The sequence below is a fragment of the Pelomonas aquatica genome, assembly GCF_026712205.1.
In the GTDB taxonomy this organism is placed as follows: Bacteria; Pseudomonadota; Gammaproteobacteria; order Burkholderiales; family Burkholderiaceae_C; genus Pelomonas; species Pelomonas aquatica.
The window spans coordinates 87100-113527 of the sequence record NZ_JAPPUW010000006.1; the positions used below are offsets into that span (position 1 = coordinate 87100).

At 64.5% G+C, this 26428-nt stretch carries 22 protein-coding genes and 2 pseudogenes; 21 read left to right on the forward strand and 3 right to left on the reverse strand.

What is annotated here, in order from left to right:
* The first annotated feature begins 44 nt into the window (after positions 1 to 44).
* From NYP07_RS07975 to NYP07_RS08015, 9 genes are all read left to right on the forward strand, one after another.
* A complete protein-coding gene (locus NYP07_RS07975; RefSeq protein WP_268149199.1) occupies positions 45 to 938 on the forward strand; it encodes a DUF6662 family protein in 894 nt (297 codons plus the stop codon).
* Positions 938 to 1474 (forward strand): FMN-binding protein, encoded by a 537-nt coding sequence (locus NYP07_RS07980; protein ID WP_088481155.1) that lies wholly within the window; start codon positions 938 to 940, stop codon positions 1472 to 1474. Before NYP07_RS07975 ends, NYP07_RS07980 begins: the two co-directional genes overlap by 1 nt.
* Before the next feature lie 4 nt (positions 1475 to 1478).
* Positions 1479 to 2309, forward strand: coding sequence for an FAD:protein FMN transferase (locus tag NYP07_RS07985; protein WP_088481156.1), 831 nt, complete (start codon positions 1479 to 1481; stop codon positions 2307 to 2309).
* Positions 2306 to 2809 carry a DUF2231 domain-containing protein gene (locus NYP07_RS07990; RefSeq protein ID WP_144397091.1) on the forward strand — a complete coding sequence of 168 codons (504 nt, stop codon included), beginning with the start codon at positions 2306 to 2308 and terminating at the stop codon, positions 2807 to 2809. The genes NYP07_RS07985 and NYP07_RS07990 overlap by 4 nt, the downstream gene beginning before the upstream one ends.
* Before the next feature lie 132 nt (positions 2810 to 2941).
* On the forward strand, positions 2942 to 3229 hold the full coding sequence (gene fliE / locus NYP07_RS07995) for a flagellar hook-basal body complex protein FliE (RefSeq protein ID WP_088482370.1): 288 nt from the start codon (positions 2942 to 2944) through the stop codon (positions 3227 to 3229).
* A 166-nt stretch (positions 3230 to 3395) separates the two neighbouring features.
* Complete coding sequence (locus tag NYP07_RS08000; protein WP_088481158.1) at positions 3396 to 3803, forward strand: hypothetical protein; 408 nt, start codon at positions 3396 to 3398, stop codon at positions 3801 to 3803.
* Positions 3804 to 3894: 91 nt separating this feature from the next.
* Positions 3895 to 5181: a TolC family protein gene (locus NYP07_RS08005; RefSeq protein ID WP_088481159.1), complete on the forward strand. Its 1287-nt coding sequence runs from the start codon at positions 3895 to 3897 to the stop codon at positions 5179 to 5181.
* A gap of 4 nt (positions 5182 to 5185) precedes the next feature.
* Positions 5186 to 6721: an efflux RND transporter periplasmic adaptor subunit gene (locus tag NYP07_RS08010; protein WP_088481160.1), complete on the forward strand. Its 1536-nt coding sequence runs from the start codon at positions 5186 to 5188 to the stop codon at positions 6719 to 6721.
* Entirely contained in the window at positions 6718 to 9882 is a 3165-nt protein-coding gene (locus NYP07_RS08015) for an efflux RND transporter permease subunit (RefSeq protein WP_268149209.1), read from the forward strand. The genes NYP07_RS08010 and NYP07_RS08015 overlap by 4 nt, the downstream gene beginning before the upstream one ends.
* A gap of 284 nt (positions 9883 to 10166) precedes the next feature.
* On the opposite strand, the gene cadR is transcribed toward NYP07_RS08015, so the two are convergent.
* The gene (gene cadR, locus NYP07_RS08020) at positions 10167 to 10619 is read right to left on the reverse strand and encodes a Cd(II)/Pb(II)-responsive transcriptional regulator (RefSeq protein ID WP_088481162.1); all 453 of its coding nucleotides are present in this window, start codon (positions 10617 to 10619) and stop codon (positions 10167 to 10169) included.
* 96 nt (positions 10620 to 10715) lie between these two features.
* On the opposite strand from cadR, the gene NYP07_RS08025 reads away from it, so the two are divergent.
* The 4 genes from NYP07_RS08025 (at position 10716) to NYP07_RS08035 (ending at position 15925) form a co-directional block, all read left to right on the forward strand.
* Positions 10716 to 13019 carry a heavy metal translocating P-type ATPase gene (locus NYP07_RS08025; protein WP_378990653.1) on the forward strand — a complete coding sequence of 768 codons (2304 nt, stop codon included), beginning with the start codon at positions 10716 to 10718 and terminating at the stop codon, positions 13017 to 13019.
* 57 nt (positions 13020 to 13076) lie between these two features.
* Complete coding sequence (locus NYP07_RS08030; protein ID WP_088481164.1) at positions 13077 to 15017, forward strand: cytochrome c/FTR1 family iron permease; 1941 nt, start codon at positions 13077 to 13079, stop codon at positions 15015 to 15017.
* Positions 14980 to 15441 (forward strand): MipA/OmpV family protein, encoded by a 462-nt coding sequence (locus tag NYP07_RS24110; RefSeq protein ID WP_088481165.1) that lies wholly within the window; start codon positions 14980 to 14982, stop codon positions 15439 to 15441. The genes NYP07_RS08030 and NYP07_RS24110 overlap by 38 nt, the downstream gene beginning before the upstream one ends.
* Positions 15442 to 15520: 79 nt before the next feature.
* Positions 15521 to 15925 (forward strand): YkvA family protein, encoded by a 405-nt coding sequence (locus NYP07_RS08035; protein ID WP_088481166.1) that lies wholly within the window; start codon positions 15521 to 15523, stop codon positions 15923 to 15925.
* A 180-nt stretch (positions 15926 to 16105) separates the two neighbouring features.
* Here the strand turns inward: NYP07_RS08035 and NYP07_RS08040 are convergent, their stop codons facing one another.
* Positions 16106 to 17200, reverse strand: a complete 1095-nt coding sequence (locus NYP07_RS08040; RefSeq protein WP_268149214.1) for a nickel/cobalt efflux protein RcnA — start codon at positions 17198 to 17200, stop codon at positions 16106 to 16108.
* A gap of 84 nt (positions 17201 to 17284) precedes the next feature.
* On the opposite strand from NYP07_RS08040, the pseudogene NYP07_RS08045 reads away from it, so the two are divergent.
* Positions 17285 to 17539 (forward strand): annotated as a pseudogene (locus NYP07_RS08045) (metal/formaldehyde-sensitive transcriptional repressor); the annotation flags it as partial.
* Positions 17540 to 17588: 49 nt separating this feature from the next.
* Here NYP07_RS08045 and NYP07_RS08050 read toward each other — a convergent pair.
* Positions 17589 to 18664: pseudogene (locus NYP07_RS08050) on the reverse strand (IS3 family transposase); the annotation flags it as partial.
* A gap of 241 nt (positions 18665 to 18905) precedes the next feature.
* Here NYP07_RS08050 and NYP07_RS08055 point away from each other — a divergent pair.
* The 7 genes from NYP07_RS08055 (at position 18906) to NYP07_RS08085 (ending at position 26419) form a co-directional block, all read left to right on the forward strand.
* Positions 18906 to 19373, forward strand: coding sequence for a hypothetical protein (locus tag NYP07_RS08055; RefSeq protein ID WP_268149217.1), 468 nt, complete (start codon positions 18906 to 18908; stop codon positions 19371 to 19373).
* Between the two features lie 72 nt (positions 19374 to 19445).
* Positions 19446 to 20567 carry an efflux RND transporter periplasmic adaptor subunit gene (locus NYP07_RS08060; protein WP_268149219.1) on the forward strand — a complete coding sequence of 374 codons (1122 nt, stop codon included), beginning with the start codon at positions 19446 to 19448 and terminating at the stop codon, positions 20565 to 20567.
* Positions 20567 to 23668: an efflux RND transporter permease subunit gene (locus NYP07_RS08065; protein ID WP_268149220.1), complete on the forward strand. Its 3102-nt coding sequence runs from the start codon at positions 20567 to 20569 to the stop codon at positions 23666 to 23668. Before NYP07_RS08060 ends, NYP07_RS08065 begins: the two co-directional genes overlap by 1 nt.
* Entirely contained in the window at positions 23661 to 23978 is a 318-nt protein-coding gene (locus tag NYP07_RS08070) for a DUF3240 family protein (protein WP_088481168.1), read from the forward strand. Before NYP07_RS08065 ends, NYP07_RS08070 begins: the two co-directional genes overlap by 8 nt.
* Positions 23975 to 25225 carry a TolC family protein gene (locus tag NYP07_RS08075; protein WP_268149221.1) on the forward strand — a complete coding sequence of 417 codons (1251 nt, stop codon included), beginning with the start codon at positions 23975 to 23977 and terminating at the stop codon, positions 25223 to 25225. Before NYP07_RS08070 ends, NYP07_RS08075 begins: the two co-directional genes overlap by 4 nt.
* A gap of 24 nt (positions 25226 to 25249) precedes the next feature.
* Complete coding sequence (locus NYP07_RS08080; protein WP_268149223.1) at positions 25250 to 26035, forward strand: HupE/UreJ family protein; 786 nt, start codon at positions 25250 to 25252, stop codon at positions 26033 to 26035.
* Positions 26036 to 26068: 33 nt separating this feature from the next.
* Positions 26069 to 26419, forward strand: a complete 351-nt coding sequence (locus NYP07_RS08085) for a DUF6488 family protein (RefSeq protein ID WP_268149226.1) — start codon at positions 26069 to 26071, stop codon at positions 26417 to 26419.
* Positions 26420 to 26428: the final 9 nt, after the last annotated feature.

Consider the following 26428-nt stretch of genomic DNA (forward strand, 5'->3'; position numbering starts at 1 on the left):
CACACAATGAGAATAATAACGATTCTCATTTGCATTGGATAAGCATGCTCCTGTCTTCTCAGCGCGTGGCGACCGCCACGGTCATTGGCCTGGCCCTTCTTTCTCGCTCCGCCGTCGCTGGCGAATCCCCTATGGGCTGGATCTACACCGCTGAAGTCGCGCCTCCAGGGACTAGGGAATTCGAGCAATGGGTCGACGTTCAGACCAAGCAGACACGGGGCGACTACACCAACGTCCGCTTGCGCTCCGAGCTGGAGTTCGGCATCACGTCTAAATATCAAACGGCCATCTACCTGAACTCCCGCTTCATCCGCGCCTATCGCAACCAGATGGACGGCACGACCGCTGGCCCCAACACCGACATCCCCGACACCTTCGATCCCACATCCCGCTACAAGATGAGTCGCGTGGAGTCGGTGTCATGGGAAAACATCTATCAGCTATCCAACCCATTGGTGGACCCTGTCGGGCTGGCCGTCTATGTCGAGCCCTCCTGGGGGCGTCGCAACAAGGAGCTGGAATTCAAGCTCATCCTGCAGAAGAACTTCTTGGACGACCGCGTCATCTGGGCCACCAATCTGAGCACCGCCCTGGAGAACAACAAGCGGGGCAGCGACGTCGAAAAGGCGACGGAGCTCGATCTGCTGACAGGGGTCTCCTACCGCTTCATGAACAACTGGTCTGCAGGTATCGAAGTCCGCAACCATCGCGAGTTCACGGGCTACGGGTACGGGGTGGCCAACCACTCGGCGTGGTTCCTTGGGCCGAACGTCCACTACGCCACCAAGGGCTGGTGGCTGACGGCGGCCTGGCGCAGCCAGATGCCCTGGGCGAGTGGCTTCCAGGATGATCAGAAGGAGGTGATCAGCGGCGGCCGTATCTACGGCGACGAGCACACACGCAACCAGTTCGTGCTGAAGCTGGGAGTGCCGTTCTGATGCGCTGGGAACCCTTCTTCGCCGTTCCCCTGGCTGTCGCCTCGACCGCCGCTTCGGCCAGCGTCTTCTTCTCGACCGAACAGGCTCAGCAGGTCATGTTCCCCGCGGGGAAGTTCACCAAGGTCGCGCTGGCCATGACGCCAGAGCAGCGTGATGGACTGTTCGCCCGATCGGGCGTCCACGAGCCGTTTCGGGAAGACGGCGTCTGGTCGGTGGAAGGCCAAGGGTTCTTCATCGTCGATCAAGTCGTCGGCAAGCACGAGCTGATCACCTATGCCGTGGGGCTCAACCTCGATGGCAGCGTGAAGCAGATTGAGATCCTCGAATACCGCGAGACCTACGGCTCAGAGGTGCGAGGGGCCGCGTGGCGGCAGCAGTTTGTCGGCAAGACTGCCGCGTCGCCAGTCAGGCTCAACAAGGACATCGCCAACATCACGGGCGCCACGCTGTCCTCCAAGCACATCACAGACGGGGTGCGGCGGGTTCTGGCTGTCTATGACTTGGCGTTGAAGGGGCTTCACAGTGGCAAGCGTTGAACGCATGCAGCCATTGCTGGGCACGTTTGTCACCATACGGGCACAAGGCCAGGAAGGCGTGCCTGAATCCGAGGTGACGGGCGCGGTCAGCGCTGCGTTCTCGGCCATAGCCCGGGTGCAGCGGCTGATGAGCTTTCATCGCCATGACAGCGACGTGGGCCGGCTCAACCGGGCTCGCCCTGGCTGTCACTTGCGCGTGCATCGCTGGACGAGCGCTGTGCTCAGCGAGGCGTTGCAGCTGCACATGGCGAGCGCCGGTGCTTTCGATTGCAACGTCGGTCGGGTTCTCGTGCGAGGCGGCTTGCTACCTCGCTCACGCCCCGCCGTTGTCGGCCGATCCAAAACGTCCATGTCCCGTGCCATCAGGTTGGCAGAGGGTGGCCGCGTCAACGTCGCCCAACGGGTTTCGCTTGATCTCGGAGGCATCGCAAAAGGATTTGCTGTCGACCAGGCGGTGCGTGTCCTGCGCAGTCGGGGCATGCAAAGTGGGCTTGTCAACGCCGGGGGCGACCTCTACGCCTTCGGCTCGGCGCCACAAGAAATCTGGGTTCGATGCCCGAAGTCGCCGACTGACATGAAGTTGATCGGACGGCTGCAAAACGGTGCCGTCGCGACGTCCGCCAGCTATTTCGCCTCCAACCTGGGCAACGACGGCAAGGCGGCAAGTGCCATCGTGAATCCGAGGCACCAGAGGCGTGTTGGCCTGCCAGGGAGCGTTTCTGTGGTCGCGAAAAGCTGCCTGCAGGCCGATGCGCTCACGAAAATAGTTGCGTTGCGAGGCTCCCTTCCCGCCAGCATCCAGAGGCGAGCGCGAGCAACGGTCATCCGACTATGACGACGACAAGACCTCAACCGTTCAGCATTCGCCTGCCAGCTTTTCAGCGGTGGGCGACCTATGGCACGTTGGCAGTGGTCGCAGCAAGCGGAACTGCCTGGCTCGTCGTTCATGACTGGCTGCGGTTGAACTGGTTTGCCGCTGAGCACAGGCTGCTCGTGACACACGGCGTTGCCGCCGCCCTTGCACTTACCGTTGTCGGAGGTTTGCTGCCGCTGCATATCCGGCTGGCCTGGCGCATCCGCCGCAACCTTTGGTCCGGTGCGTTCACCCTCATCATCATGGGACTGCTCGGCTTGAGCGGTTGGTTCCTCTACTACGGTGACGAGGAGTGGCGGGAAATTACCCGTTGGCTGCATATTGCAGTTGGCCTGCTCAGTTGCGCCGTGGTCCCGTTCCATGTCTGGATGGGCAGACGTCGCTCGGCAAAGCAGCAAGCCCCTCAAGCGCTGCCTACGCAGGTAGGCAAGGAATCGTTGGCCACGAACTGTGCCCCTTAGCGGACCCAGTTCCGGCGTTTTCCCATCTATGACGAGCGCATCCTGTTGCAGCCGCGAGGCTGGCGGTATCACAGCTGTCGATTCCGATCACCGAACCGTGGGAGGTGCATTGTGCAAATGAGATTGACGCCGATGGACTCGATCCAGTCGATCGCTCGCTCGGCCGAGGCACTGACCAAGCCGGCTTCGGTACAAGGGCGAGGGTTTCAGGATGCCTTGGCAAGTGCGCTTCAAACCACCAGCGACCTGCAAAAGGAGTCGGGCAGGTTGAGCAAGGAGTTCTCGCTGGACAACCCCACGGTCAGTCTCGAGGAAACGATGATCGCCGGACAAAAGTCGAACATCGCTTTTCAGGCGACTTTGCAGGTGCGCAACCGGCTGGTTCAGGCCTACAGCGAAGTCATGAACATGCAGATCTGAGGCGATAACCAGGTCGATCAAGGGCCCCTCCGTGTCAAACCTGCCGTGGTGTAAGGCGACGGAACCCGTCGCCGACGCATACCGCTTACGCGTTGGCTCTGGACGGAAACGCGCAGACTTTGATCTGGATCTAACGCCCCCGGCCACACGCGGATAGACTTTGCCCATGATGTTGAACAAGACCTACCGGCGCTGGATCGCGAGCTTGCTCGCGGCGGTGCTGGTGTGTCTGCAGCTCTCTACGGCAGCCTACGCCTGCCCCGTCCCGACCGGCTCGGAGTCGATGCCGATGGTCAGCATGGCCGGCATGGCCGACTGCGACCAGATGTCCGGGATGGACACCGAACAGCCGCAGCTGTGCAAGGCGCATTGCGACCGCGACAAGCAGACGGTCAACAACGCGCCGGCGCCTGACCTTGCGCCCGCGGTTCTCCTCGATCAGCTCTTCACCCGCCTGGCCCTCTGGCTCCCGCCCGAGACCGCAGAGGCACTCCCTGCGGTCATTACCGCCCACACCGGCCCGCCAGACGGCACGCTGCCGGTGTATCTCACCCTCCAGGTCCTCCGCAATTAAGCCCTGACGTCCGCGCTGCCGCACGCGCGGCGGCGTGCCCACGTCTCGCGTCGCTTGCCGACTGCTTCCAGGCTTTTTGTGGAGCGCCATCATGGCCATCTTCTTTTGGGCGGGATCTTGGTCCCGCTCCGGCGGCACAGGAGCTACCTGCCGCCGCATCCGCAAGGCTGTCATCGCGGCAGGCTTACTTGCAGGCGCCGCCGTGCATGCGGCCCCCGTCACCTTCGAACAGGCCTTGTTGCTCGCTGAACAGCGCTCCGCCGCACTGACGGCGCGCCAGGCCGCGGCAGAAGGCGCGCAACAGGCGCGCACGGCCGCAGGGCGCCTGCCCGACCCCAAGCTGGCTGTCGGCATCGAGAACTTCCCGATCTCAGGTCGCGAGCGTTTCAGCTGGAACCGCGAGTCCATGACCATGCGACGTGTCGGCGTCATGCAGGACGTGCCCAACGCTGCCAAGCGGGCCGCCCAGCGCGACGCTGCCGACGCCAAGGCCGAGCGCGAGCACGCGATGCTGGAAGCCGAACGCCTGGCGGTACGCCGCGAGGCGGCGCTGGCCTGGCTCGCCCTGCACTTCGCCGAGCAAAAGCTGAACGTCTTCGCAACGCTCGAGCAAGAGAACCGCCTCTTGCAGGACACGTTGTCTGCCCGCGTCGCATCCGGAGCCGCCACGCCCGGCGATGCGCTGATGGTGCGCCAGGAGGCCTTGGAGCTGGCCGACCGAAGGGACGAACTGCAGGCCGGCGTCGAGCAGGCACGGGTCCAACTGCGGCGCTGGACCGGCGACCAGCCGGAACTGTCCGCTGAGGCTGAACCGCCCCCGCTGCGGCCGGACCTGGCGCGATTGCTGGGCGGGCTTGATCGGCATGCCGAACTGCTGGCCTTCAACCCGATGCTCGCAATGGCTCGCGCCGACCTCAGCGAGGCAGAAGCGATGCGCCAGGGTGATTGGGGCTGGGAGGTCGCCTACGGCAACCGCGCACGGTCCTTCGGTGACATGGTCTCGTTCCAGCTCACCTTCGAGCTGCCCGTCTCACGGGCCACGCGCCAGGAACCCGTTGTCGCTTCCCGCCGTAAGGACGTCGAGCGGCTTGAGGCCGAGCGGGAGGATGCGCTGCGCCGCATCCGCGCCGAGGTGGATACCCAGGTTGCGGAGTTGCAGCGACTGGAGCGTGTGCTGCAGCGCCAGCTAACCGCCACGCAACCGCTTGCCCGGGAGCGCGCCCAGGTGACCCTGGCCAGCTACCAGTCCGGCCGCGCCGACCTCGGTGCCGTGCTCACCGCCCGCAAGAGCGCTGCCGAAGCGCAGTTGCGCGGTCTCGATCTTCAAGCCCAGGTGCTGGCCCAGCAGGCCCGCCTGGCCTATCTCATTGCGGAGTGACCCCATGACCTCCAACAAGAAACTGTCCGCCGTCGCCATGCTGCTCGTCGCTGCGGGCGCAGGCCTGGGCTACGGCGTCGCCCATTGGCGTACGGCCTCGATGTCGGACCCATCCGCCACGGTGTCCGGAACCAAAGAGACGACCAAGAGTCCGGCCGGTGAGCGCAAGGCCCTGTATTGGTACGACCCCATGGTGCCGCAGCAGAAGTTCGACAAGCCAGGTAAGTCGCCGTTCATGGACATGCAGCTGGTGCCCAAGTACGCCGATGAGGCGCCCTCAGGTGGCGTTGCCGTCGACCCGCGCGTCGCCCAGACCCTGGGGGTACGCACCGCAACCGTGGAGAAGCAGCGGCTCGGCGCCTCGTTCCAGGTGCCGGCCGTCGTGCAGCTCAACGAACGCGACGTGGCCATCCTGCAGGCGCGCACCGCTGGCTTCGTCCAACGGGTGGCCCGCCTGGCACCGGGCGATGTCGTCGCTAACGGTGCCTTCATCGCCGAACTGCTGGTTCCCGAGTGGGCAGGCGCCCAGCAGGAATTCCTGGCGGTGCGCCAAACGGGCGATGCGGCCCTGACCGCCGCGGCCCGCCAGCGCTTGGTGCTGCTCGGCATGCCGACGTCCCTGATCCAGCAGGTGGAACACAGCGGACAGGTACAGGCGCTCTCCAACGTGCACGCCCCCACCGGCGGGCTGGTACAGGAGTTGATGGTGCGACCCGGCATGACAGTGTCCCAAGGCATGAGCCTCGCCCGCATCACCGGTTTGTCGACCGTCTGGCTAGAAGCCGCCCTCCCCGAAACCCAGGCCAGCGTCGCCCGCGTCGGACAGCCCGTCGAGGTGTTGTTGGCGGCGTTTCCCGGCGAGACACTGCGCGGCAAGATCACAGCGATCCTGCCTGAGGCGAATGCTGAGACACGCACCCTGCGCGTCCGGGCCGAGCTCCCAAATCCGCAAGGCCGGCTGCGGGCGGGGATGTTTGCTCAGATGCGCCTGGGCGGGACGGCCGAAGAGGTGCTCGTCGTGCCTGCCGAGGCCGTGATCCGCACAGGCCAGCGTGCTGTCGTCTATGTGGCTGAGCAGCTTGGGCGCTTTACGCCGGTCCAGGTGCGTCTGGGTCGCGAGCTGGGTGACAAGCTGGAGGTGCTGGAGGGATTGCAGCCCGGCCAACAGGTTGTGGCGTCCGGCCAATTCCTGATCGACTCGGAAGCGAGCATGCAGGGTGTGCTGCAGCGCCAGGCCACTCCGGCAGCGCCTGCTGCCAGCGCGGCTGCCGTGCCGGCGGCCTCATCGACAGCTTCTGCCGTTTCGGCACTTCAGGCGGTCGGCAGGATCGTGGAGCTTTCGGGGCAGAGCGTCACGCTGGATCACAGCGCCGTGCCGGCCCTCAAATGGCCAGCCATGCAGATGGGCTTCCGGCTCGCGCGGCCGGAGCTGGCCAAGGGCGTGAAGGTGGGCGACACCGTCCGCTTCACCTTCCGGGAAAGCCAGGACGGCTATGAAGTCGTCGCCATGCAGCGCGAGACACCGGGAGGCGCACGATGATCGGCGCGCTGATCCGCTGGTCGGTCGGCAATCGCTTCCTGGTGCTGCTGTCCACGCTCTTCCTCGCCGTCGCCGGCGTGCTGTCGCTGCGCTCGACACCGATCGACGCCCTGCCCGACCTGTCCGACGTACAGGTCATCATCCGCACCAGCTACCCCGGCCAGGCGCCACAGATCGTCGAGAACCAGGTCACCTATCCACTGGCGACCACCATGCTGTCGGTGCCCGGCGCCAAGGCCGTGCGGGCGTTCTCCTTCTTCGGCGACTCCTTCGTCTATGTGCTGTTCGATGACGGCACGGACCTGTACTGGGCTCGTTCCCGCGTGCTGGAGTACCTCAGCCAGGTGCAGGGCCGGCTGCCAGCGACGGCCAAGCCCTCGCTCGGCCCCGACGCGACCGGCGTGGGCTGGGTCTTCCAGTACGCCCTCGTGGACCGCACAGGTCGCCATGACCTGTCACAGCTGCGGGCGCTGCAGGATTGGTTCCTCAAGTTCGAGCTGAAGGCCGTCGCCAACGTGGCCGAGGTGGCCACGGTGGGCGGCATGGTCAAGCAGTACCAGGTGGTGGTCGACCCGGCCAAGCTCATCGCCTACGGGATCACGCATAACCAGGTACGCGAGGCGCTGATGAACGGCAACCAGGAGGCTGGCGGCGCCGTGCTGGAGCTGGCCGAGGCCGAGTACATGGTGCGCGCCAGCGGCTTCCTGAAGTCGCTGGATGAATTCCGCAGCATCGTGCTGGCCAGCCGCAACGGCGTGCCGGTGTTGCTGAGCCAGGTCGCGACCGTGCAGGTCGGACCGGAGATGCGCCGTGGCATCACCGAACTGGACGGCGAAGGCGAGGCGGTCGGCGGCGTGGTGATCCTGCGCAACGGCAAGAACGCCCAGGCGACGATTGCCGCGATCAAGGACAAGCTCAAGCAGCTGCAGTCCAGCCTGCCTCAGGGTGTCGAGATCGTCACGACCTATGACCGCAGCTCCTTGATTCAGCGCGCCATCGACAACCTGTCGATGAAGCTGCTCGAAGAGTTTGCGGTGGTCGCCCTGGTCTGCGTGGTTTTCCTGTGGCACCTGCGCTCGGCGTTGGTGGCAATCATCTCGCTGCCGCTGGGCGTGATGGCGGCCTTCCTGGTGATGCAGCAGCAGGGGTTGAACGCCAACATCATGTCGCTCGGGGGTATCGCCATCGCCATCGGCGCCATGGTCGATGCCGCAGTCGTCATGATCGAGAACGCGCATAAGAAGCTGGAGGCTTGGCAGCACGCCCACCCCGGCGAGGAACTGAAGGGCGAAGCGCGCTGGGCAGTCATCACCGACGCCGCAGTCGAGGTCGGCCCGGCGCTGTTCTTCTCGCTGCTGATCATCACGCTGTCCTTCGTGCCGGTCTTTACGTTGCAGGCGCAGGAAGGACGGCTGTTCGGGCCACTGGCCTATACCAAAACCTATGCCATGGCAGCGGCCGCCGGCCTGTCCATCACCCTCATTCCCGTGCTGATGGGTTACTGGATCCGCGGGCGCATTCCCGACGAACAGCGCAACCCCATCACGCGCGCACTGATCGCGCTATACCGCCCCGCGCTGGACGCGGTCCTGCGCTGGCCCAAGGCCACGCTCGTCGTGGCCGTCGCGGTCTTCGCCACCACCGCCTGGCCCGTGATGCGCCTGGGTGGCGAGTTCCTGCCGCCGCTGGATGAGGGTGACCTGCTGTACATGCCTTCCGCACTGCCAGGTTTGTCCGCCCAGAAGGCCGCCGAGCTGCTGCAGATCACCGATCGCATGATCAAGACGGTGCCAGAGGTGCAACGGGTGTTTGGCAAGGCCGGCCGGGCGGAGACCGCTACCGACCCCGCGCCGCTGGAGATGTTCGAAACCACCGTGCAGCTCAAGCCACGCGATCAGTGGCGCCCTGGCATGACCCCGGAAAAACTCGTCGAGGAGCTTGATCGCACGGTGAAAGTGCCGGGCCTGACCAACATCTGGATCCCGCCGATCCGCAATCGCATCGACATGCTGGCCACCGGCATCAAGAGCCCCATCGGCGTGAAGGTGTCCGGCACCGATCTCTCCGCGATTGACCGGATCGCCGCCCAGGTCGAGGCGGCCGCCAAGAACGTGCCGGGCGTCAGCTCGGCGCTGGCCGAGCGGCTGACCGGCGGACGCTATGTCGACGTGCAGATCGACCGCGTGGCCGCCGCGCGCTACGGCATGAACGTGAGCGACATTCAGTCCGTGATCTCAGGGGCGATAGGCGGCGAGAACGTCGGCGAGACGGTAGAAGGCCTGGCGCGCTTCCCCATCAACCTGCGCTATCCGCGCGAGCTGCGCGATACGCCGGAGAAGCTGCGCAATCTGCCGGTGCTCACGCCCGCTGGCCAGCAGGTGACGCTCGGCACTCTGGCAGCCGTGACCCTCGTTGACGGACCACCCATGCTCAAGAGCGAGAACGCCCGCCCATCGGGCTGGGTCTACATCGACGTGCGAGGACGGGACATCGCCTCGGTGGTTGGCGATTTGCGGCGGGAGGTCGCCCAACAGGTGCGGCTCGAGCCAGGCATGAGCCTGGCCTACTCTGGCCAGTTCGAATACATGGAGCGGGCCAACGAACGGCTCAAGGTGGTGGTGCCTGCCACGCTCTTGATCATCTTCGTGCTGCTGTACCTGACGTTCCGGCGCGCCGAGGAGGCTGCCCTCATCATGGCCACGTTGCCGCTGGCGCTGACCGGAGGAATCTGGTTCCTCTACCTGTTGGGCTACAACCTGTCCGTGGCCACCGGCGTTGGCTTCATCGCGCTGGCGGGCGTATCGGCCGAGTTCGGCGTCGTCATGCTGCTGTATCTCAAGCACGCCCTGGAAGACCGGATGCGCGCCGGTATGCCCATCACACGCGAGGTCGTGCTCGACGCCATCCGTGAGGGTGCAGTGCTGCGCGTGCGTCCGAAGGCGATGACGGTGGCCGTGATCCTCGCCGGCCTGCTGCCCATCGTCTGGGGATCTGGCACGGGCTCCGAGGTCATGAGCCGCATTGCTGCGCCGATGCTGGGCGGGATGGTGACGGCACCGCTGCTGTCGCTTTTCGTGGTCCCAGCCGCGTTTGCCTTGATGCGCGTGCGACGCGTCAATAACTATCCCCATCATCACGAGCCGACAGGCCAAGTCACTTGAGCTGCGCTTATCGGTATGACTTGGCCGCAGCAGGCTTGACGATGAAACTTTCGCTGCCATGGCATCCGTCAAGTTTCCATTTGCGGTTGGAATCCCGGCGGCGGGCGTCCAGGCGAGGCAGAAAAAACGCGGCCCCGGCAAGAGCCGGGGCCATAAAGCTTCGACGCTGTCATCACGCCGACGCTCCTGCTCAGGGAGGTAAAGCAGGGAGACCAGCACCGCCAGTCTCGAGAGCAACTTTAGCAGCCAACGCCCCTTTGTTTGCGCGGCGGGTATACCGACTCTCAGTGCTTGTGCACCGAGCGCAGATGGCTTGCACTCTGATCCGCCGGCGTTTTCTCTTGCGAAGCTTCGGCGAGACCGGAAAGGATGCCGCACTGGTCCGTGCGCCTGGCGTCCCCACAACGCTGGCGAAGTTCCTTGAGCTGCTGTTCCAGCGCTCGCAGCTCCTTGATGCGCTTGGACACGTGTCCGATGTGCTCGTCGAGCAGCGAGTTGACGTCCCCGCAGTCCTCACCAGGTGCGTCCCTGAAGCGCAGCAGAACACGAACCTCGTCCAGCGACATGTCGAGGCCTCGGCAGTAGCGAATGAACTGAAGCCGCTCCAGGTGCGGCGCCTCGTACACACGAAAGTTGCCCTGCGTACGGCCAGGCGCAGGCAGCAACCCCTCCCGCTCGTAGAAGCGGATGGTCTCGATGGGCGTTGTTGACGCAGCGGACAAGTCACCAATCTTCATGGGTCCCCCGGGGCTTACAGGACAGAAGTGTAGGGACTTGACTCTGTAGCAGCTACAGGTTGTCAAATACCCTCAATAGCTGAAGAACGATCAAGCATGAGCACCCACAAGCACGACCACAGTGACCACGCGGAGCACCATCATGAGGACGGCCATGCTCATGGGTCCGGGCACGGGCACGGGCATGGCGATGCACATGAGCACGGGCATGGCGATGCACATGAGCACGGGCGTGAGCCGTCGTGCTGTGGCACTGCATCCGTCGCAGCGGCGAAGGCCCAGACATCCACTGCGTCTGGCGGCCTGCTGCTGCGCATTCCCTCCATGGACTGCCCGACCGAGGAAGGACAGATACGCCGCGCGTTGGAGGGTTTCCCCGAAGTACGAGGATTGCGGTTCGATCTGCCGGCACGCGCGCTGGACATCGACGCCCCGCCGGCAGCCTGGGAGCCCGTCATTGCCGCCATCAATGGCATCGGCTTCAAGACGGAGACGCTGTCGGCGCCGCCTCCTGCGGAGGACACTGCAAAGGCTCAGCGCACCGAGTTGACGCGCCTGGTTGCGGCGCTGCTGGTTGCCATTGCTGCGGAGCTGGTTGACTTCTTCGCGCCGGACATGCTGGCCTGGAAGGTCGTCGGTATGGCTGTTGCAGCCGGGGCAATTTGGCTTTCTGGTCTTGCCGTGTTCCGCAAAGGCCTTTCTGCCATCGTGCGGCGTGACCTCAACATCAACGCCCTGATGTCGGTGGCGGTCGCAGGCGCGTTCGTCATTGGGCAATGGCCTGAAGCGGCGATGGTGATGGCGCTGTATTCCCTGGCGGAGCTCATCGAGGCACGCTCGGTTGAGCGTGCGCGCAACGCCATCACTGGCCTTCTCGCGCTGTCACCGCCACAGGTGGAGGTGCGCCAAGCCGACGGCACATGGACCAGCGCGGACGCCAAGACGGTGGCAGTTGGGGCGACGGCGCGCGTGAAGCCTGGCGAACGCTTCGCCCTTGATGGTCGCGTGACCGCGGGCCAGGGCGCTGTGGATCAGTCCCCCGTTACCGGCGAGAGCATTCCCATCGACAAGGCACCGGGCGATGACGTCTTCGCAGGGACCATCAACCAGAGCGGTGCCCTCGAGTTCGAAGTGACCAAGCCCGCCAGCGACACAGTGCTGGCCCGCATCATCCATGCCGTCGAAGCTGCCCAGGGGCAGCGGGCGCCTACCCAGCGCTTCGTCGACAAGTTCGCTGCCATCTACACCCCGGCCGTCTTCGTGCTGGCGCTGGCGGTCGCCGTCGGAACGCCCTTCATCATGGGCTGGCCGTGGCTGACGGCGGTCTACAAGGCGCTGGTGCTGCTCGTCATCGCCTGCCCTTGCGCACTCGTCATCTCGACGCCGGTTACCGTCGTCAGCGGCTTGGCTGCCGCGGCGCGACGCGGCATCCTCATCAAGGGTGGCGTTTACCTCGAAGAGGCTCGCAAGCTCAAGGTAGTCGCGCTCGACAAGACCGGTACGCTGACCGAGGGAAAGCCGCGCCTCGTCGCACAGGCGGCGCTGTCGCAGAGCCTTCCTGAAGCCGAGGTGTTGCGCATTGCCAAGAGCCTGGCCTCGCGCTCTGACCACCCGGTGTCCAAGGCTGTGTCCAACGGCTTGGACGGGGAAGAGCTGGCCGTCGAAGACTTCGGCGCCGACATGGGCCGAGGCGTTCACGGCACCATCCACGGACGTAAGTACATCCTCGGCAATCACCGCTGGGTGCACGAGCGAGGCCTGTGCTCCGCAGAGCTGGAGGCGCGGCTGGAAGAGCACGAGGCGCAAGGGCACACGCTGTCATTGCTGGCAGACAGCGAGCGAGTCCTGGGACTGTTCGCGGTCGCCGACACCGTCAAGGAGACCAGCAGGCAAGCCGTCGCCGATCTGAAGACTCTGGGCATCCGGTCAATCATGCTGACCGGCGACAACCCGTCGACCGCCAAGGCAATCGCCGGCCAGGTCGGCATCGACGACGTTCAGGCCAACCTGCTCCCCGAGGACAAGCTCAAGGTGATTTCCGAGCTGGGTCAAACCCAGCAGACGGGCATGGTCGGCGATGGCGTCAACGATTCGCCGAGCCTGGCTGCGGCGTCGGTGGGCTTCTCCATGGGCGGTGCTGGCACCGATACCGCGAAGGAAGCGGCCGACGTGCTCATCATGAACGACGACCTGCGCAAAGTGCCCGAGACCATCCGGCTTTCGAAACGGACGCACGCCATCCTCTGGCAAAACATCGTCCTCGCGCTTGGCATCAAGGCCGTGTTCTTCGTCCTCGCAGTCTTCGGCAGCGCCACCATGTGGATGGCCGTCTTCGCCGACATGGGCGCGAGCCTGCTGGTTGTCTTCAACGGTCTGCGCCTGTTGAAAAGCACTCGCTAAATCCATCGGCCACATCGGCTCGCATCGTGCGGGCCATCTTTTTGCTCGAGAACCGAAATGAGTCTCACTAAGACAGTCCATCGCAGCGCCAGGGGGCTGGCCATCCTGGTCACGTTCCTCTTCTCAAGCGTGTCGCAGGCGTCGGAAGCCGACGTGAAGCGCGTTTGGCAAATCCTCGACTACTTGGCTGTCGACTACGCCGGCGCCGTCAAGGATGGCAAGGTCGTCTCTCAGTCCGAGTACGACGAGATGAAGGAGTTCGCACTGACGGCGCGAACCAAAATCGCGACGCTCGAAACCAAGAGCGAGCAGCCCGCGTTGATTGCACAGGCTACGGAGCTTGAAGCAGCCATCGGCGCTCGAGCTGACGCAAGCAAGGTTGGCGCGCTGTCCAAGGCGTTGGCCAAGTACCTTGTCGCCGTCTATCCCGTCCCGCTGGCGCCCTCGAGAATTCCGGACGTTGGGCTCGGGGCGAAGATCTACGCCCAGAACTGCGCCAGCTGCCACGGCGCGACTGGCAACGGCGACGGCCCCGTGGGGAAGTCACTGAACCCTAAGCCCATCGCGTTCACTGACAAAGAGCGTGCAAGTCAACGCAGCCTCTTTGCGCTCTACCAAGCTGTGTCGCAAGGTCTCGCCGGCACGGCGATGCCCGCGTTCGGTCAGCTGTCTGAAGAAGACCGATGGGCTGTGGCGACTTACCTGGGCACCTTTGCGCACGACAGCAGCGAAATCGAGCAAGGCAAGAAGGTGTGGAGCGAAGGAGAAAGGGCGAAGGCCGCTGTCCCCAATGTCGACCGCTTCGTCGGCCTCACGCAGAACGACTTGGCTGAGACGCTGAGCGGAAAGGAAGCGAGCGTGGTCATGGCGTACCTGCATGCAAATCCGGATGCGCTCAACCAGGCTCCTGCTGGTGACCTGACGCTCGCGCGAAAGCAGCTGCAGCTCAGCTTGGCGGCCTACAAGGCCGGTGACATCAAGAAGGCTCAAGACCTTGCTCTATCTTCCTACTTGGACGGTGTTGAGCCCTATGAGCATGCATTGGCTGCAAAGGATGGCTCGCTGAAAAGCCAGATTGAAGTGGCGATGAGCCGCTACCGGTCACAGCTTTCAGACAAGGCTCCGATTGACCGAGTAGCCGCATCTGCTTCTGATGTGGAGCGTCTCTTCACCCAGGGGGACCAGGTGCTCTCTGACTCGAAGGCAGACTCGACGGCTGCCTTCTTGGGGAGCCTCACCATCCTGCTACGAGAAGGTCTTGAAGCTCTGCTGGTCGTGGTGGGCATGATTGCGTTCCTGCGAAAGGCGGAACGCCCGGACGTGCTCGGCTACGTTCACGCCGGCTGGCTGACGGCCCTCGCCGCAGGTGCGGCAACGTGGGGGGCCGCGACGTACCTCGTCACCATCAGCGGCGCCAACCGTGAGGTGACAGAAGGGCTGTCGAGTCTGTTCGCCGCCGCGGTGTTGGTCAGTGTGGGCATCTGGATGCACCAGAAGAGCGTTGCTGGTCAGTGGCAGGTCTATCTGCGCGAACGCATGTCTGCAGCCTTGAACCGGAAGTCAGCGTTTTTCATGTTCGGTCTGGCCTTCGTTGCGGTGTATCGCGAGGTCTTCGAGACCATCCTGTTCTACGCGGCGCTCTGGGGCCAGGGCAATGACCGCGCGATCTTGGTTGGCCTGGCGGCCGGCGTCCTGTGCCTGGCAGCAATCACCGTCTTGCTGCTGCGCTTCAGCGCAAAGCTACCCATCGGCAAGTTCTTCTCCGCCAGCTCCTGGCTCGTCGCCGTGCTCGCCGTTGTCCTGACCGGCAAGGGTGTAGCCGCACTGCAGGAAGCCGGTTGGATTGCCCCTAGCGCCCTGCCATCGCCGCGCGTTGAGCTGCTAGGCGTATACCCTTCCACCATCGGGCTCGCCGCCCAAGCGGTCGTTCTGGCGTTCGTGTCGGGGTTCTTCCTGTGGAATGGACGTGCGCAATCCAAGCCGGAGCAGCACGCATGACGCCTGGAGGACCGCCTCGCCTTGGCGCAGTCCGGATCGCAGTCTGCCTAGCGACGGCACGGCCGGAGCGCTAAAGGCTCGCGGTAGCATCACCAGTTATCCGGCGGTCGGATTGGGGGGCAATGGCATCGAGAAGCAGCATCCCGCCAGCAACGCGACGTTGCGCCTGAGACCGTATTTTGACGCCGGCATCACTCCGGAGCAGGCGGCTTCCACCACGCTCCCGGCACACACGCCCAGTGCCGGGCTGCGCAACGCATACGCTGGGGTGGGATTCATCACCGCTCTCACGCCGCGTTGGATCCTCTTCGGCAACGCGGGGACATCGAGATTGATCGGTGATGCGGCCGCCAGTCCGCTGACCCTGAACCGCAGTTCCTACTCGGCTGGCCTGGGCCTGGCGTATCGCTGCTGCCGTTGGTAGGCGCCGCAAATCCTGATGGAGGGTGTGACTGGTCGGCGGTCCGCGCGCGGGGCACGTCGTAGCACGCCACACTGACGCCATGCATCTGATCCACAAAGTACGCGCATGGGCACGAAGCATCAAGCGCGACGCGTTGACTCTCTGGTTCGCACGTCGCCATCCCGATGCGCCATTGATCTCAAAACTGCTCGCCGCGTTCGTCGTGGCCTACGCGCTGAGTCCGATCGACCTCATCCCGGACTTCATCCCGGTGCTCGGCTACGTCGACGATGTGCTGCTGCTGCCTGGCTTGATATGGCTGGCTATCCGTCTGCTGCCCGCGTCTGTGTTGGACGCGGCACGCCTTGAAGCCGAGACCTGGATCACCGGCCGGCGCGACAAGCCGCGCAGCGTGGTCGGAGCGGCCGTGATCATCTCGATATGGTTGATCGTTGCTGTTGCGATTTCACTGTGGGCAGCTCGACATTTCCAGTTCGGCGTTTGAGTCGAGTGGTAGATTCGAGATCGAAGCTTGGCTGCGGCCAGTTTCCCTGCTTTTCCTCCCTGAGCAGGCGCGTTAACGTTATGACAGCGAAGATGCGTTGAGCCCCGGCCAGCCCGGGGCTTTTGTTTTTCTGCTGCAGCCGCAACGCTTTTCTCGAGCTTGGCGCTGTTGACCCTGGATTCACGCCCCCAACAACTTGAGCGCGTGCAAGCCTTCATAGCCGACATAGAGCCCGACGAGCAATATCAAGGCGCTTGAGAAGTACGGCGCCTTGCGTGCGAACGCTCCGAAGCCGCTCCAGCGCTTGGATACGTGCTTGACGCTCAACGCGGCGAGCGCGCCCGACGTCACCATCGTCAACGCCAGGCCGATGCTGAAGCACAAGACCAACGCTGCGCCCAGCGTGAACTTCTTCAGCTGCAGGCACAGCAGCAACACGGTGATGGATGCGGGACAAGGGATCAGCCCACCGGTCAGGCCGAAGATGATGATCTGGCCTGTGGTGACATTGCGGTTGGCAAAGCGGCGCTTGATATCGTTCGCATGAGCGCGCTCGTGTGCGTCTTGAAACTCCAAGTCGCCTGCTTCAAGCTCGTCATGGGTGTGCTGGTGTTCTTCAAACGTCAGTGAATAGTCGTGGTGCTCTCCACCGAGGCCCAGACTGACTTGGGCTTTGAACGCGTGCGGCTCGGGAATCTCGTCAAGGGACTCTAGGAATCCGTCCTTGCGAACGAACTTGAAGAGCTGCCGGCCGCCATCCTCACGAATCGTCGTGACCTCCGCTTCCGCAGCGTCCCAGCCCTGTCCGCTCTCCGCGATCAGGCGAAAGCGCGGCGGCGCGTTGGTCTCGAAGATCTCGACACGCAGCACGCCGTGACCGGTGACGATGCGTTGCGGCTCGTCGTGCCCGTGGTCATGGTGATGATCGTGCTCGTGCTGGTCGCGCCAGGTACGCCACAGCATCCAGACCGCGACAGCGATGATGAGGACCGCAGAAGCGACCTGGAAGTAGGGCTCGGTCGCTTCCGCCTGCCAGTTCCGCCCAAAGTACAGGCCAGCCAAAGCTACGAGCCAGACGACCGCCGTATGTGACAGCGTGGCAGACAGCCCAAGCAGGATGGCCTGCGTCATCGTGCCGCGGATCGCGACGATGAAGGCGGCCATCATGGTCTTGGAATGCCCGGGCTCCAGCCCGTGAAGCGCGCCCAACAGGATGGCGCTGGGAACGAACAGCCAAGCGTTGCCTTGCTGCAGCAGGGTTGCAAAGTCGGTCATGATGCGGGCGCACCGGATGCCATTTGGCGCGCACGGAATTTGAATGAAGGTACTCTACCCCAGTACCCTACCTAGGCGAACAGAATGACGCACACCGTCAAAGGACAAAAGAGCTTGCTGGCGCGGGTGCGCCGCATCAAGGGCCAAGCCGATGGGCTCGAGCGCCTCATCGAGACTGGTGAGGACATGGACTGCGGCAAGGTCCTTCAGCAGATTGCAGCTATCCGCGGTGCCGTCGCAGGCCTGATGGCCGAAGTTCTGGAAGGACATCTTCGCGATCACGTCGCGGCAGTCGACATCACGCCGGCCCAGCGTCAGGTCGAGGTCGATGAAGTCGTTGTGAAGCCACCTCGATTTCCTGCGCCAGTCAGAAGTAGAGGTTGGGGAATAGTTTCGCTCGGTACTCGGCGGGCGGGATGCGGCCCAGGGCTTCGTGGGGTCGATGGTGGTTGTAGCGATGCAGCCAGTCGGCCGTCATCGCGCGCACCTCGGCCAGGGACTCGAAGACATAGCAGTCCAGTACCTCGGTGCGGTAGGTCTTGTTGAAGCGTTCGACATAGGCGTTCTGCGTGGGCTTGCCCGGTTGGATGTGACGCAGCTCGATGCCGTGCGTCTTGGCCCATTCGGCCAGTGCGTTGGCGATGAACTCCGGCCCGTTGTCCATGCGGATCGACAGCGGCGCACCGCGTACCTCGACCAACTCACTGAGCGCGCGGATGACGCGTGCGGCCGGCAGGCTGGTATCGACTTCGATGCGCAGCGCCTCGCGGTTGAACTCGTCGATGACATTGAACGTGCGGAAGCGCCTGCCGCTCCACAGCGCATCGGCCATGAAGTCGCAGCTCCAGTGCTGGTTGGGTTCATAGGCTTGATCCAGAGGTCGCTTGATGCGCGCCGGCAGCCGCTTCTTGCCACGCCGCGGCAGGTTGAGCTTGAGCTGGCAATACACGCGCCACAGCACCGTCTTGCCCCAGGGCTTGGCCTGGTGCCGGGCGCTGTCGTAGAGCAAGCCGAAGCCATGCCGTGGGTTCACCGCGATGTGCTGCTGAACGAATTCGGTCACCCCGGCGTCGTCGCGAGGAGCGGCTCGGTAGCGCAGCGTGGAGCGGGCAATGCCGCTGGCCTTGCAGGCCTGACGCTGACTGAATCCATGGTCATCGACCAGGGACTGCACGAGCTGCGCGCGAAGCGCCGGGGTCAGAGCTTTCGCTCGACGACGTCCTTCAAGGCGGTGTGCATCAGGGCGAGCTCGGCGTACATGCGCTTGAGCCGGGCGTTCTCCTCCTGCAACTCGCGCAGCTGCGCCAGGCTGGAGACGTTCATGCCCGCGAACTGGCTCTTCCACTTGTAGTAGGTCGGCTCGCTGATGCCGTGCTTGCGGCAGGTCTCGCCGACCTTGGCGCCGAGCTCAACCTCCTTGAGCACGGCCACGATCTGGCTGTCGGTGAATCGAGATTTCTTCATGTAGAGACTCCGTTGCTGGAAATTCTCTACTTCCACCTGGATCAGGATTTCGAGGTGGCTTCAGTTGCGATCTTGCGAACCTACTTGAAGTAGCTGCGTCTCCAGCGGTCATCCTTCACAATCTTAAAGGTACCCCCACCCAGTACCTTGCCAGCGGACGGTCGATGCCGCATACTGCCGTTCGCATGAAATCGTCGGTGGAGCCCCACCGCTTCACTGAACTCGCCAAATCAAACCTCCCATGAGTCAGACCCCTACCATCGCTCGGCAGCCCGTCGTCAAGACGGCTTTGCTCATGCGCTGGTTTGTCGTTCTGCTCGTGGCGTTCGATCTCCTGAGCGCCCCGTTGCATGCCCACGCCCATGACATGGGCCCCGACATGCTGCTGCCTCACACGCACCAGGAGGCACACCGTGAAGTTCATGCCGATCATGTAGATCCGGATGTGAACAGCGAGTGGTCTCACGCCGAAGAAGCTGTCCACGACACGCTAGGGCACTCGAACGCCGCGCTGCGCGCCTCGGACGGTAGGGTTGACGTAAGTCCCTCCCTGGACCTCATCGTCTCCCGCGTGTGGGAAATCGTGGTTCGCCCCTGCGACGATCCCTTGGCGGTGCTGCCGGGAACGCCGGCGGCCGACCACATCCCGATACCCAGTCGTTGTACGTTGCGCCCCGAGGGGCGCGCACCTCCCCTGCTCCACAGCTGATCGCACGTCGCGCCGCACTGCGGCGCCGGATCTCGGCCGCCCCTGTCATGGCGGTCACTGTGGAGTTCTCCCATGTTTCAAATGCCCCGGGCGCGCGCTCTCGCGTCCGCAATTCCTGGCGCGCTCCTCTGCGCCGGCCTGCCTCTGTCCGCCATTGCAGCTGAGCCCGCCGCCGAGTTCGCCGTTTCGCCAGCCCAGATGCAGTCTCTGGGCGTCACGGTGCGCAAGTTGGACCAGCCCGCGGCGATCGCCGGCCTGGCCTCGCCAGCGCGGGTCGTTCTGCCGCCGAACCAAGACATCATGGTCAGCGCGCCGGTCGATGGCGTCATCGACCGGCTGCTCATCAATCCTCAGGATGTAGTCAAGACAGGCCAGCCGCTACTGCGGATCGCCAGCCCGGCCTACGGTGATCTTCAGCTCAAGCTCATGGAAGCCGACAGCCGCGCGAAGCTGGCAAGGCAGACCATGGAGCGCGAAAAGCAACTCCTCGCTGAGGGCATCATCCCCGGGCGGCGAGTGCAGGAAGCGCAGGCCGCGCAAGCCGGCGCGGATGCCGCGGTGAGGCAGGCCGAAGCCGCCCTGCGCCTTGCCGGCGCTGACGCTGCATCGGCGCGCAAGGCAGCGGCAAACGGCAGCCTGGATGACGCAATCACCGTCCGTGCACGCAGTGATGGCCTGGTGGCGTCGCTGGACGCCAAGCTTGGCCAGCGTGTGAAAGAAGCAGATCCCCTGCTGCGAATCGCCAACCTCCGCGAGTTGTGGCTGGAGGTGCAGGTGGCCGCCGGTACGGCGGTCCCACGAAATGCCGAGATCACAGTTCCTGGTCGCGACGTCAGCGCCTCTGCCATGTCAGTCGGCTCGCTGGTGGGAGAAGGCCAAACCCAGACCCTCAGGGCCCGGGTCACGAAAGGCGTAGACAAGCTGCGCCCGGGAGAGGTCGTGCAGGCACGCGTGCCGTTTGCTGCTGCCGGCGGCGGCTGGGGCCTTCCGCTGGCATCAGTCACGTACCAAGACGACAAGGCCTATGTCTTCGTGCGCAGCACAAAGGGCTTTGTCGCCGTGCCGGTGACCGTCGTCAGCAGCGCCGGCCAAGCCCTGCAAGTGCATGGCAACCTGAAAAGCGGCCAGGAAGTGGCAGTGACCTCTGTCATCGCGCTCAAGTCAGCTTGGTTGGGCATGGGCGGAGGCGAGTGATGCTGACCCGCCTCGTTCAATTTGCGCTCTCACAGCGCATCTTCATCCTGCTGGGGGCTGCCTTGCTGGCGGGCTTCGGCTGGTACGCCTTCCGCAACCTCCCCATCGACGCCTTCCCCGACGTCTCCAGCACCCAGGTCAAGGTGATCCTGAAGGCGCCCGGCATGACGCCTGAAGAGGTTGAGAGCCGCATCGTCGCGCCCATCGAAGTGGAGATGCTTGGCATCCCGCGCCAGAAGATGCTGCGCTCGGTGTCGAAGTACGGCATCTTCGACGTCACCATCGATTTCGAAGACGGAACCGATCTTTACTGGGCGCGCCAGCAAGTGGCTGAGCGCCTGGCGAACATCCAGGGCGACCTGCCCCAGGGCCTCTCCGGTGGCATGGCGCCAATCACGACGCCGTTGGGCGAGATGTACCAGTTCACCGTCGAGGCGCCCGAGATGACGCTCGAACAGCGTCGCGAGGTGTTGGACTGGGTCATACGCCCTGCCCTGCGCACGGTCCCAGGCGTGGCGGACGTGAACTCGCTGGGTGGCAAGGTTCGCAGCTTTGAGGTGGTCCCCGACATGGCCCGCCTGGGCATGATGGGCCTCTCCACCGAGGCGCTCAAGACTGCGATTGAGAAGAACAACCGGAACGATGGCGCTGGCCGACTGGGCCAGGGGGACGAAGTCCTGCTGGTTCGCGCCGAAGGCAGCCTGAAGAACGCAGACGACATCAAGGCGATCGTTGTCACCGTCAAAGGCAATGTACCCGTCCGGCTCGGCGACGTGGCTGATGTTCGCCTTGGCAGCGTGACACGCTATGGCGTTGTCACCAAGGACGGCCAGGCCGAAGCCGTCGAAGGGCTTGTGCTGGGGCTTGCAGGCGCCAACGCTCAAAAGGTAGTCGAAGGCGTCAAGCGCAAGCTCGCCGAGCTTGAGCCAACCCTGCCCAAGGGTGTCCACGTCAAGGCGTTCTACGACCGGGCCCAGCTCGTGGAGAAGGCCGTCGGCACGGTGTCGAAGGCCTTGTTGGAAGCCACCGTGCTGGTGCTGATCCTTCTCGGGGCGTTTCTGGGCAACCTGCGCGCGGCAGTCACCGTCGCCCTGGTGCTGCCACTCGCGGCACTGGCCACCTTCATCGCCATGCGCCTGAGCGGCATGTCCGCCAACCTCATGAGCCTCGGCGGCCTGGCGATCGCGTTGGGCATGCTCGTGGACGCAGCCGTCGTGGTCGTCGAGAACGTTGTGCAGCACCTCGGACACGACAAGACCGCGGGCAAGTTGCCACGGTTGCACGTGGTCCTGCGCGCCGTCAGGGAAGTCGCGACACCCGTGGTGGCCGGCGTCCTCATCATCGTGGTCGTGTTCTTGCCGCTGCTGACCTTGCAGGATCTGGAAGGCAAGTTCTTTGTGCCTGTCGCGATGACCATCGTCTTCGCGCTCTTCGGCTCGCTGGTGCTGTCGCTCACGGTCATTCCAGTGGTCGCGTCATTTCTGATCAAGCAGGTTTCGCATGAGGACCCCTGGGTGGTGCGAAAGCTGCTCAAGGGCTATGTACCGCTGCTCAACGGCGCTCTGCGGCGCGAGAAGGTCGTGTACGTCGTGGCCGTTGCAATGTTGGTCGTGGCGGGCCTCGTCTATACACAGGTCGGCAAGACCTTTTTGCCGACGATGGACGAGGGAGATCTCATCGTTGGCATCGAGAAGCTGCCCTCGGTCAGCCTGGAGGAGACCGCAGCGCTGGATCTGAAGATCCAACAGGCGCTGATGATAAACATCCCTGAAATCACCGGGGTGGTGGCACGGGCCGGTTCAGACGAGATCGGACTGGACCCCATGGGTCTGAACCAGACGGACACCTTCCTCGTACTCAAGCCGCGCGAGGAATGGCAACTGGCGAACAAGGACGCGCTGATTGCGAAGGTGCGAACGGTGCTCGACCAGATGCCTGGCATCAAGTACAGCTTTACCCAGCCCATCGACATGCGCGTGTCCGAAATGATCATCGGCGTGCGCGGAGATCTGGCGATCAAGGTATTCGGACCCGACCTGCCGACGCTGAACCAGATCGCCGCCAAGATCGAAGGCGTCATGAAGACGGTGCCTGGCAACCAGGACGTCTACACGGTGCAAAACGACGGCGTGCAGTACCTGCGCGTGGTGATTGACCGCCTGGCCGCCGGCAACTACGGCTTGTCTGTCGAGGATGTTCAAGACGCGCTGCGGGCGCAGATCGAAGGACAGCGAGCTGGAACCGTCATCGAAGGCGCGCGACGCGTTCCCATCGTGTTGCGCGGCCCAGAACGCATGCGGATGTCACCAGCGGAGTTCGCTGCGCTGCGCATCTCGACATCAGACGGCCGCTCCGTCCCTCTGGAAACCATCGCCACCCTGCAGCGTGACACCGGGCCCGTGCAGATCAATCGTGAGCTGGGCAGCCGCTACAGCGTGGTCATCGCCAAGGTGTCCGGTCGCGACCTGGTCGGATTCGTGGAGGAGGCCAAGCAGAAGGTCGGCTCCGCGGTCCAGCTCCCCACGGGCTACCGCATCAGCTGGGGCGGCCAATTCGAGAACCAGCAGCGAGCCGCGGCGCGTCTTGGACTCGTCGTGCCGCTGGCGCTCGGCATCATCTTCATGATCCTGTTCTCCACCTTTGGCTCCGTGCGCCAGGCGCTGCTGGTCCTCAGCAACGTGCCATTCGCGCTGGTCGGCGGCATCGTCGGGTTGTGGGTGACCGGCGAATACCTGTCCGTGCCGGCGTCGGTCGGCTTCATCGCACTGCTGGGCATCGCAGTGCTCAACGGCGTCGTGCTGGTCAGCTACTTCAACCAGCTGCACGCCGAAGGCATGACGCTGCTCGACAGCGTGACGCTGGGGGCCAGACGGCGATTGCGACCGGTGCTCATGACCGCGTCCATCACGGCCTTCGGCCTGATCCCCCTGCTGTTCGCGACCGGGCCAGGCTCGGAGATCCAGCGTCCTCTGGCCATCGTCGTCATCGGCGGGCTCATCACCGCCACGGCGCTGACCTTGGTGCTGCTGCCGCTGCTTTACCTGCGCTTCGGCCAGCCGCGGGCGGCTGCACTTGCAACGCCGGAGGTGGCCCATGGCTGATTTCCCATCAAACCTGGTCTGTCTGCACCTGCTGTGCCCGGCGCTGACCGAAGAGCGGGTGCTCGACGCTCTGCTGGCCGTCGGCGAGGCAGGCGTTTTCACCAGCTCGCCAGCCTCGGGCCACGGCTACGGGCATGGCGCTCTGAGCACCCAGGATCAGGTCAGTGGCCGCAGCGATGCAGCCGTGGTTCAGGTGCTGGTCGCGCACGACCAACTGGACGCCCTGTTGACCCGGTTGCAACCCGAGCTGGTCCGTACCGGCGCGCGCTATTGGGCCACGCCCGTCGTTCGACAAGGAGAATTCAAATGAAGCGGCTGGCAGCGAGATTCATCGCATGCGCCTGGCTCTGCGTGACGCTGTCCGCGCGTGCTGAAGACGTGCCGACCCCCGGCTTCCTGCCCTCCACCGCACAGGCGAGTGCCTGGATCGAGGCCGATCCGGCCGTAGCGAGCGCCCGTCTCGCCGCGGAGGCCGCCAACCACGGTGGTGCGGCCATTGCGGCTGGCCCGCATGAGTGGACTGCCCGCGTTCAGGGCCAGCGGCGCAGCTACCAGGACAGCGGCGCACGCTCCAACGAATGGACGGCGGCGCTCGAGCGCGCCATCCGCGTCAACGGCAAAGCCGGATTGGACCGCCAGCTAAGGGACCTGGAGGTGGAGTTGGGCCGAGCCCGCCTCGGCGAGGCGCGCCACGAGGCGGCCCGGACGCTGGCCGATGCCTGGACGGGCGTCATCGTTGCCAAACGCCAGCACGCACTGCTGCGCGACCAGCTTGCCATCGCCATGAGCAATCTCGACGTGGTGACCAAGCGCCAGCGGGCCGGTGATGCGTCGGCGCTGGACTCCAATGTCGCGCAGGGCGACATCGGCAGCATTGCGCGTGATGTCAGCCAGGCCGCCACCGAAGTCGTCAAGGCTGAAGCCACGCTGCGCGTGCGCTTTGCGGCCGTGGTGCCGGACGGCATCGTGCTGCCACCTCCCCAGACGCCGGTCTGGCCCGAGGCCCAGTGGCGCGAGCGCGTGCTGGAGGAAGCCGACCCCATCAAGACTGCGGAGACGGAGTGGCGGCGCGCCGGCGTGACGGCCGCGCGGGCGCGGGCCGACCGCATCGCTGACCCCACGGTGGGCGTCTTCGCGGCCAACGAGGCGATGCGCAACGAACGGGTCGTGGGCCTGTCGATCAGCATCCCTTTCGGTGGCAGCTACCGCAGCGCGCGGGCGTTGCAGGCCGGCAAAGAGACCGACGCACTGCAGGCGGCGCTGGACCAAACGCGCCGCGAGATCGAGCTCGAAGCGGCACAGACCTACGCCGAGGCCACCGGCAGCCTGGAGCGCTGGCGCATCGCAAGCGAGACAGCCCGTCTCAGCGCTGAGAGCGCACGCTTGATGCAGCGCGCCTACGGCCTGGGCGCGGCGGACCTGCAGGCCTTGCTGCTGGCACGCCGCCAAGCTACCGATGCGGCACGCGCTGCCGTGCAGGCCCAGGGCGAGGCGGTGCGCTGGGAGATGCGTCTGCTGATTGACGCCCACCTGATCTGGGACCTGGCCCAAGACTGATCCACGTAATCAAGAAGGTCACTCATGCTCCGACTCTTTGCCCGGCCGCTGCTTGCGGTGGGCTTGTTCCTCACCTCGCTGGCCGCCTGGGCCCATGGCATCTCGGAAGCCGACAAGCAGCGCATGCTGGATGGCGGATACCTGCAGTACGTCAGCCTGGGAGCCAGCCACATGCTGACCGGCTATGACCACCTGCTCTTCCTGTTCGGCGTGGTGTTCTTCCTCACGCGGTTTGTGGATGTCGCCAAGTTCGTCACCGCCTTCACGCTCGGCCACTGCATCACGCTGATCTTGGCGACCTTCCTGAAGATCACGTGGAACTTTTGGCTGGTCGATGCGCTGATCGCCATCAGCGTGATCTACAAGGGTTTCGACAACAACGGCGGTTTCCAGAAGCACTTCGGCCGCGCCTCGCCCAACCTGCTGGCCGTCGTCTTCGGCTTCGGCCTGCTGCACGGCTTCGGCTTGTCGACGCGGCTGCAGCAACTGCCGCTGGGAGACGACCAGGTAGGCATGCTGATGCGCATCCTCAGCTTCAACGTCGGCGTAGAGCTGGGCCAGATCGCGGCCCTCGTCGTCATGGTCGGCCTGCTGTCGGTCTGGCGTCGGCGCGAGTCGTTTGCACGCTTCAGCGTGCTGGCTAACAACGCGCTGATGGCGGTGGGTAGCCTGCTGCTGCTGATGCAGCTGCACGGCTACCACCACGACATTGATGCAGAGAACCTGCGTTTCCCCCTCAAGGCGCATCGGCACGCCCACGAGGACCTGGAAGTCGAGAACAGCACCAAGACCGGGCGCGACAGCCTCTAAACAATATTCCCCTCCCCCCACCAAGGACTCACCATGAAGCAATTCGTCAGCACCTTTGCGGCCCTGGCCGCCCTGTCCCTCTCGGCGCCAGCCTTTGCCGGCGGCGAGGGCGACTGCCATTTCCACGGTTCCACCCCGGCCAAGGCCGAGACCGTGTCTGGCTGCGCCGTCAAACGCCAGCAGCAGCTCATCGCCAGCGGCAAGCTCGACAAGTCTTGGCAGGCCGTGAAACCCGCCGCACCCGAGCAAGTCGACGGCCAGAAGGGCAAGGAATGGAAGGTCACTTTCAAGGACGCTGCTGCGACGGACAAATCCAAGGAGACCCTCTACATGTTCTTCACCCCGCAGGGCAATTTCATCGCTGCCAACTTCACCGGTAACTGATGCGCCCAC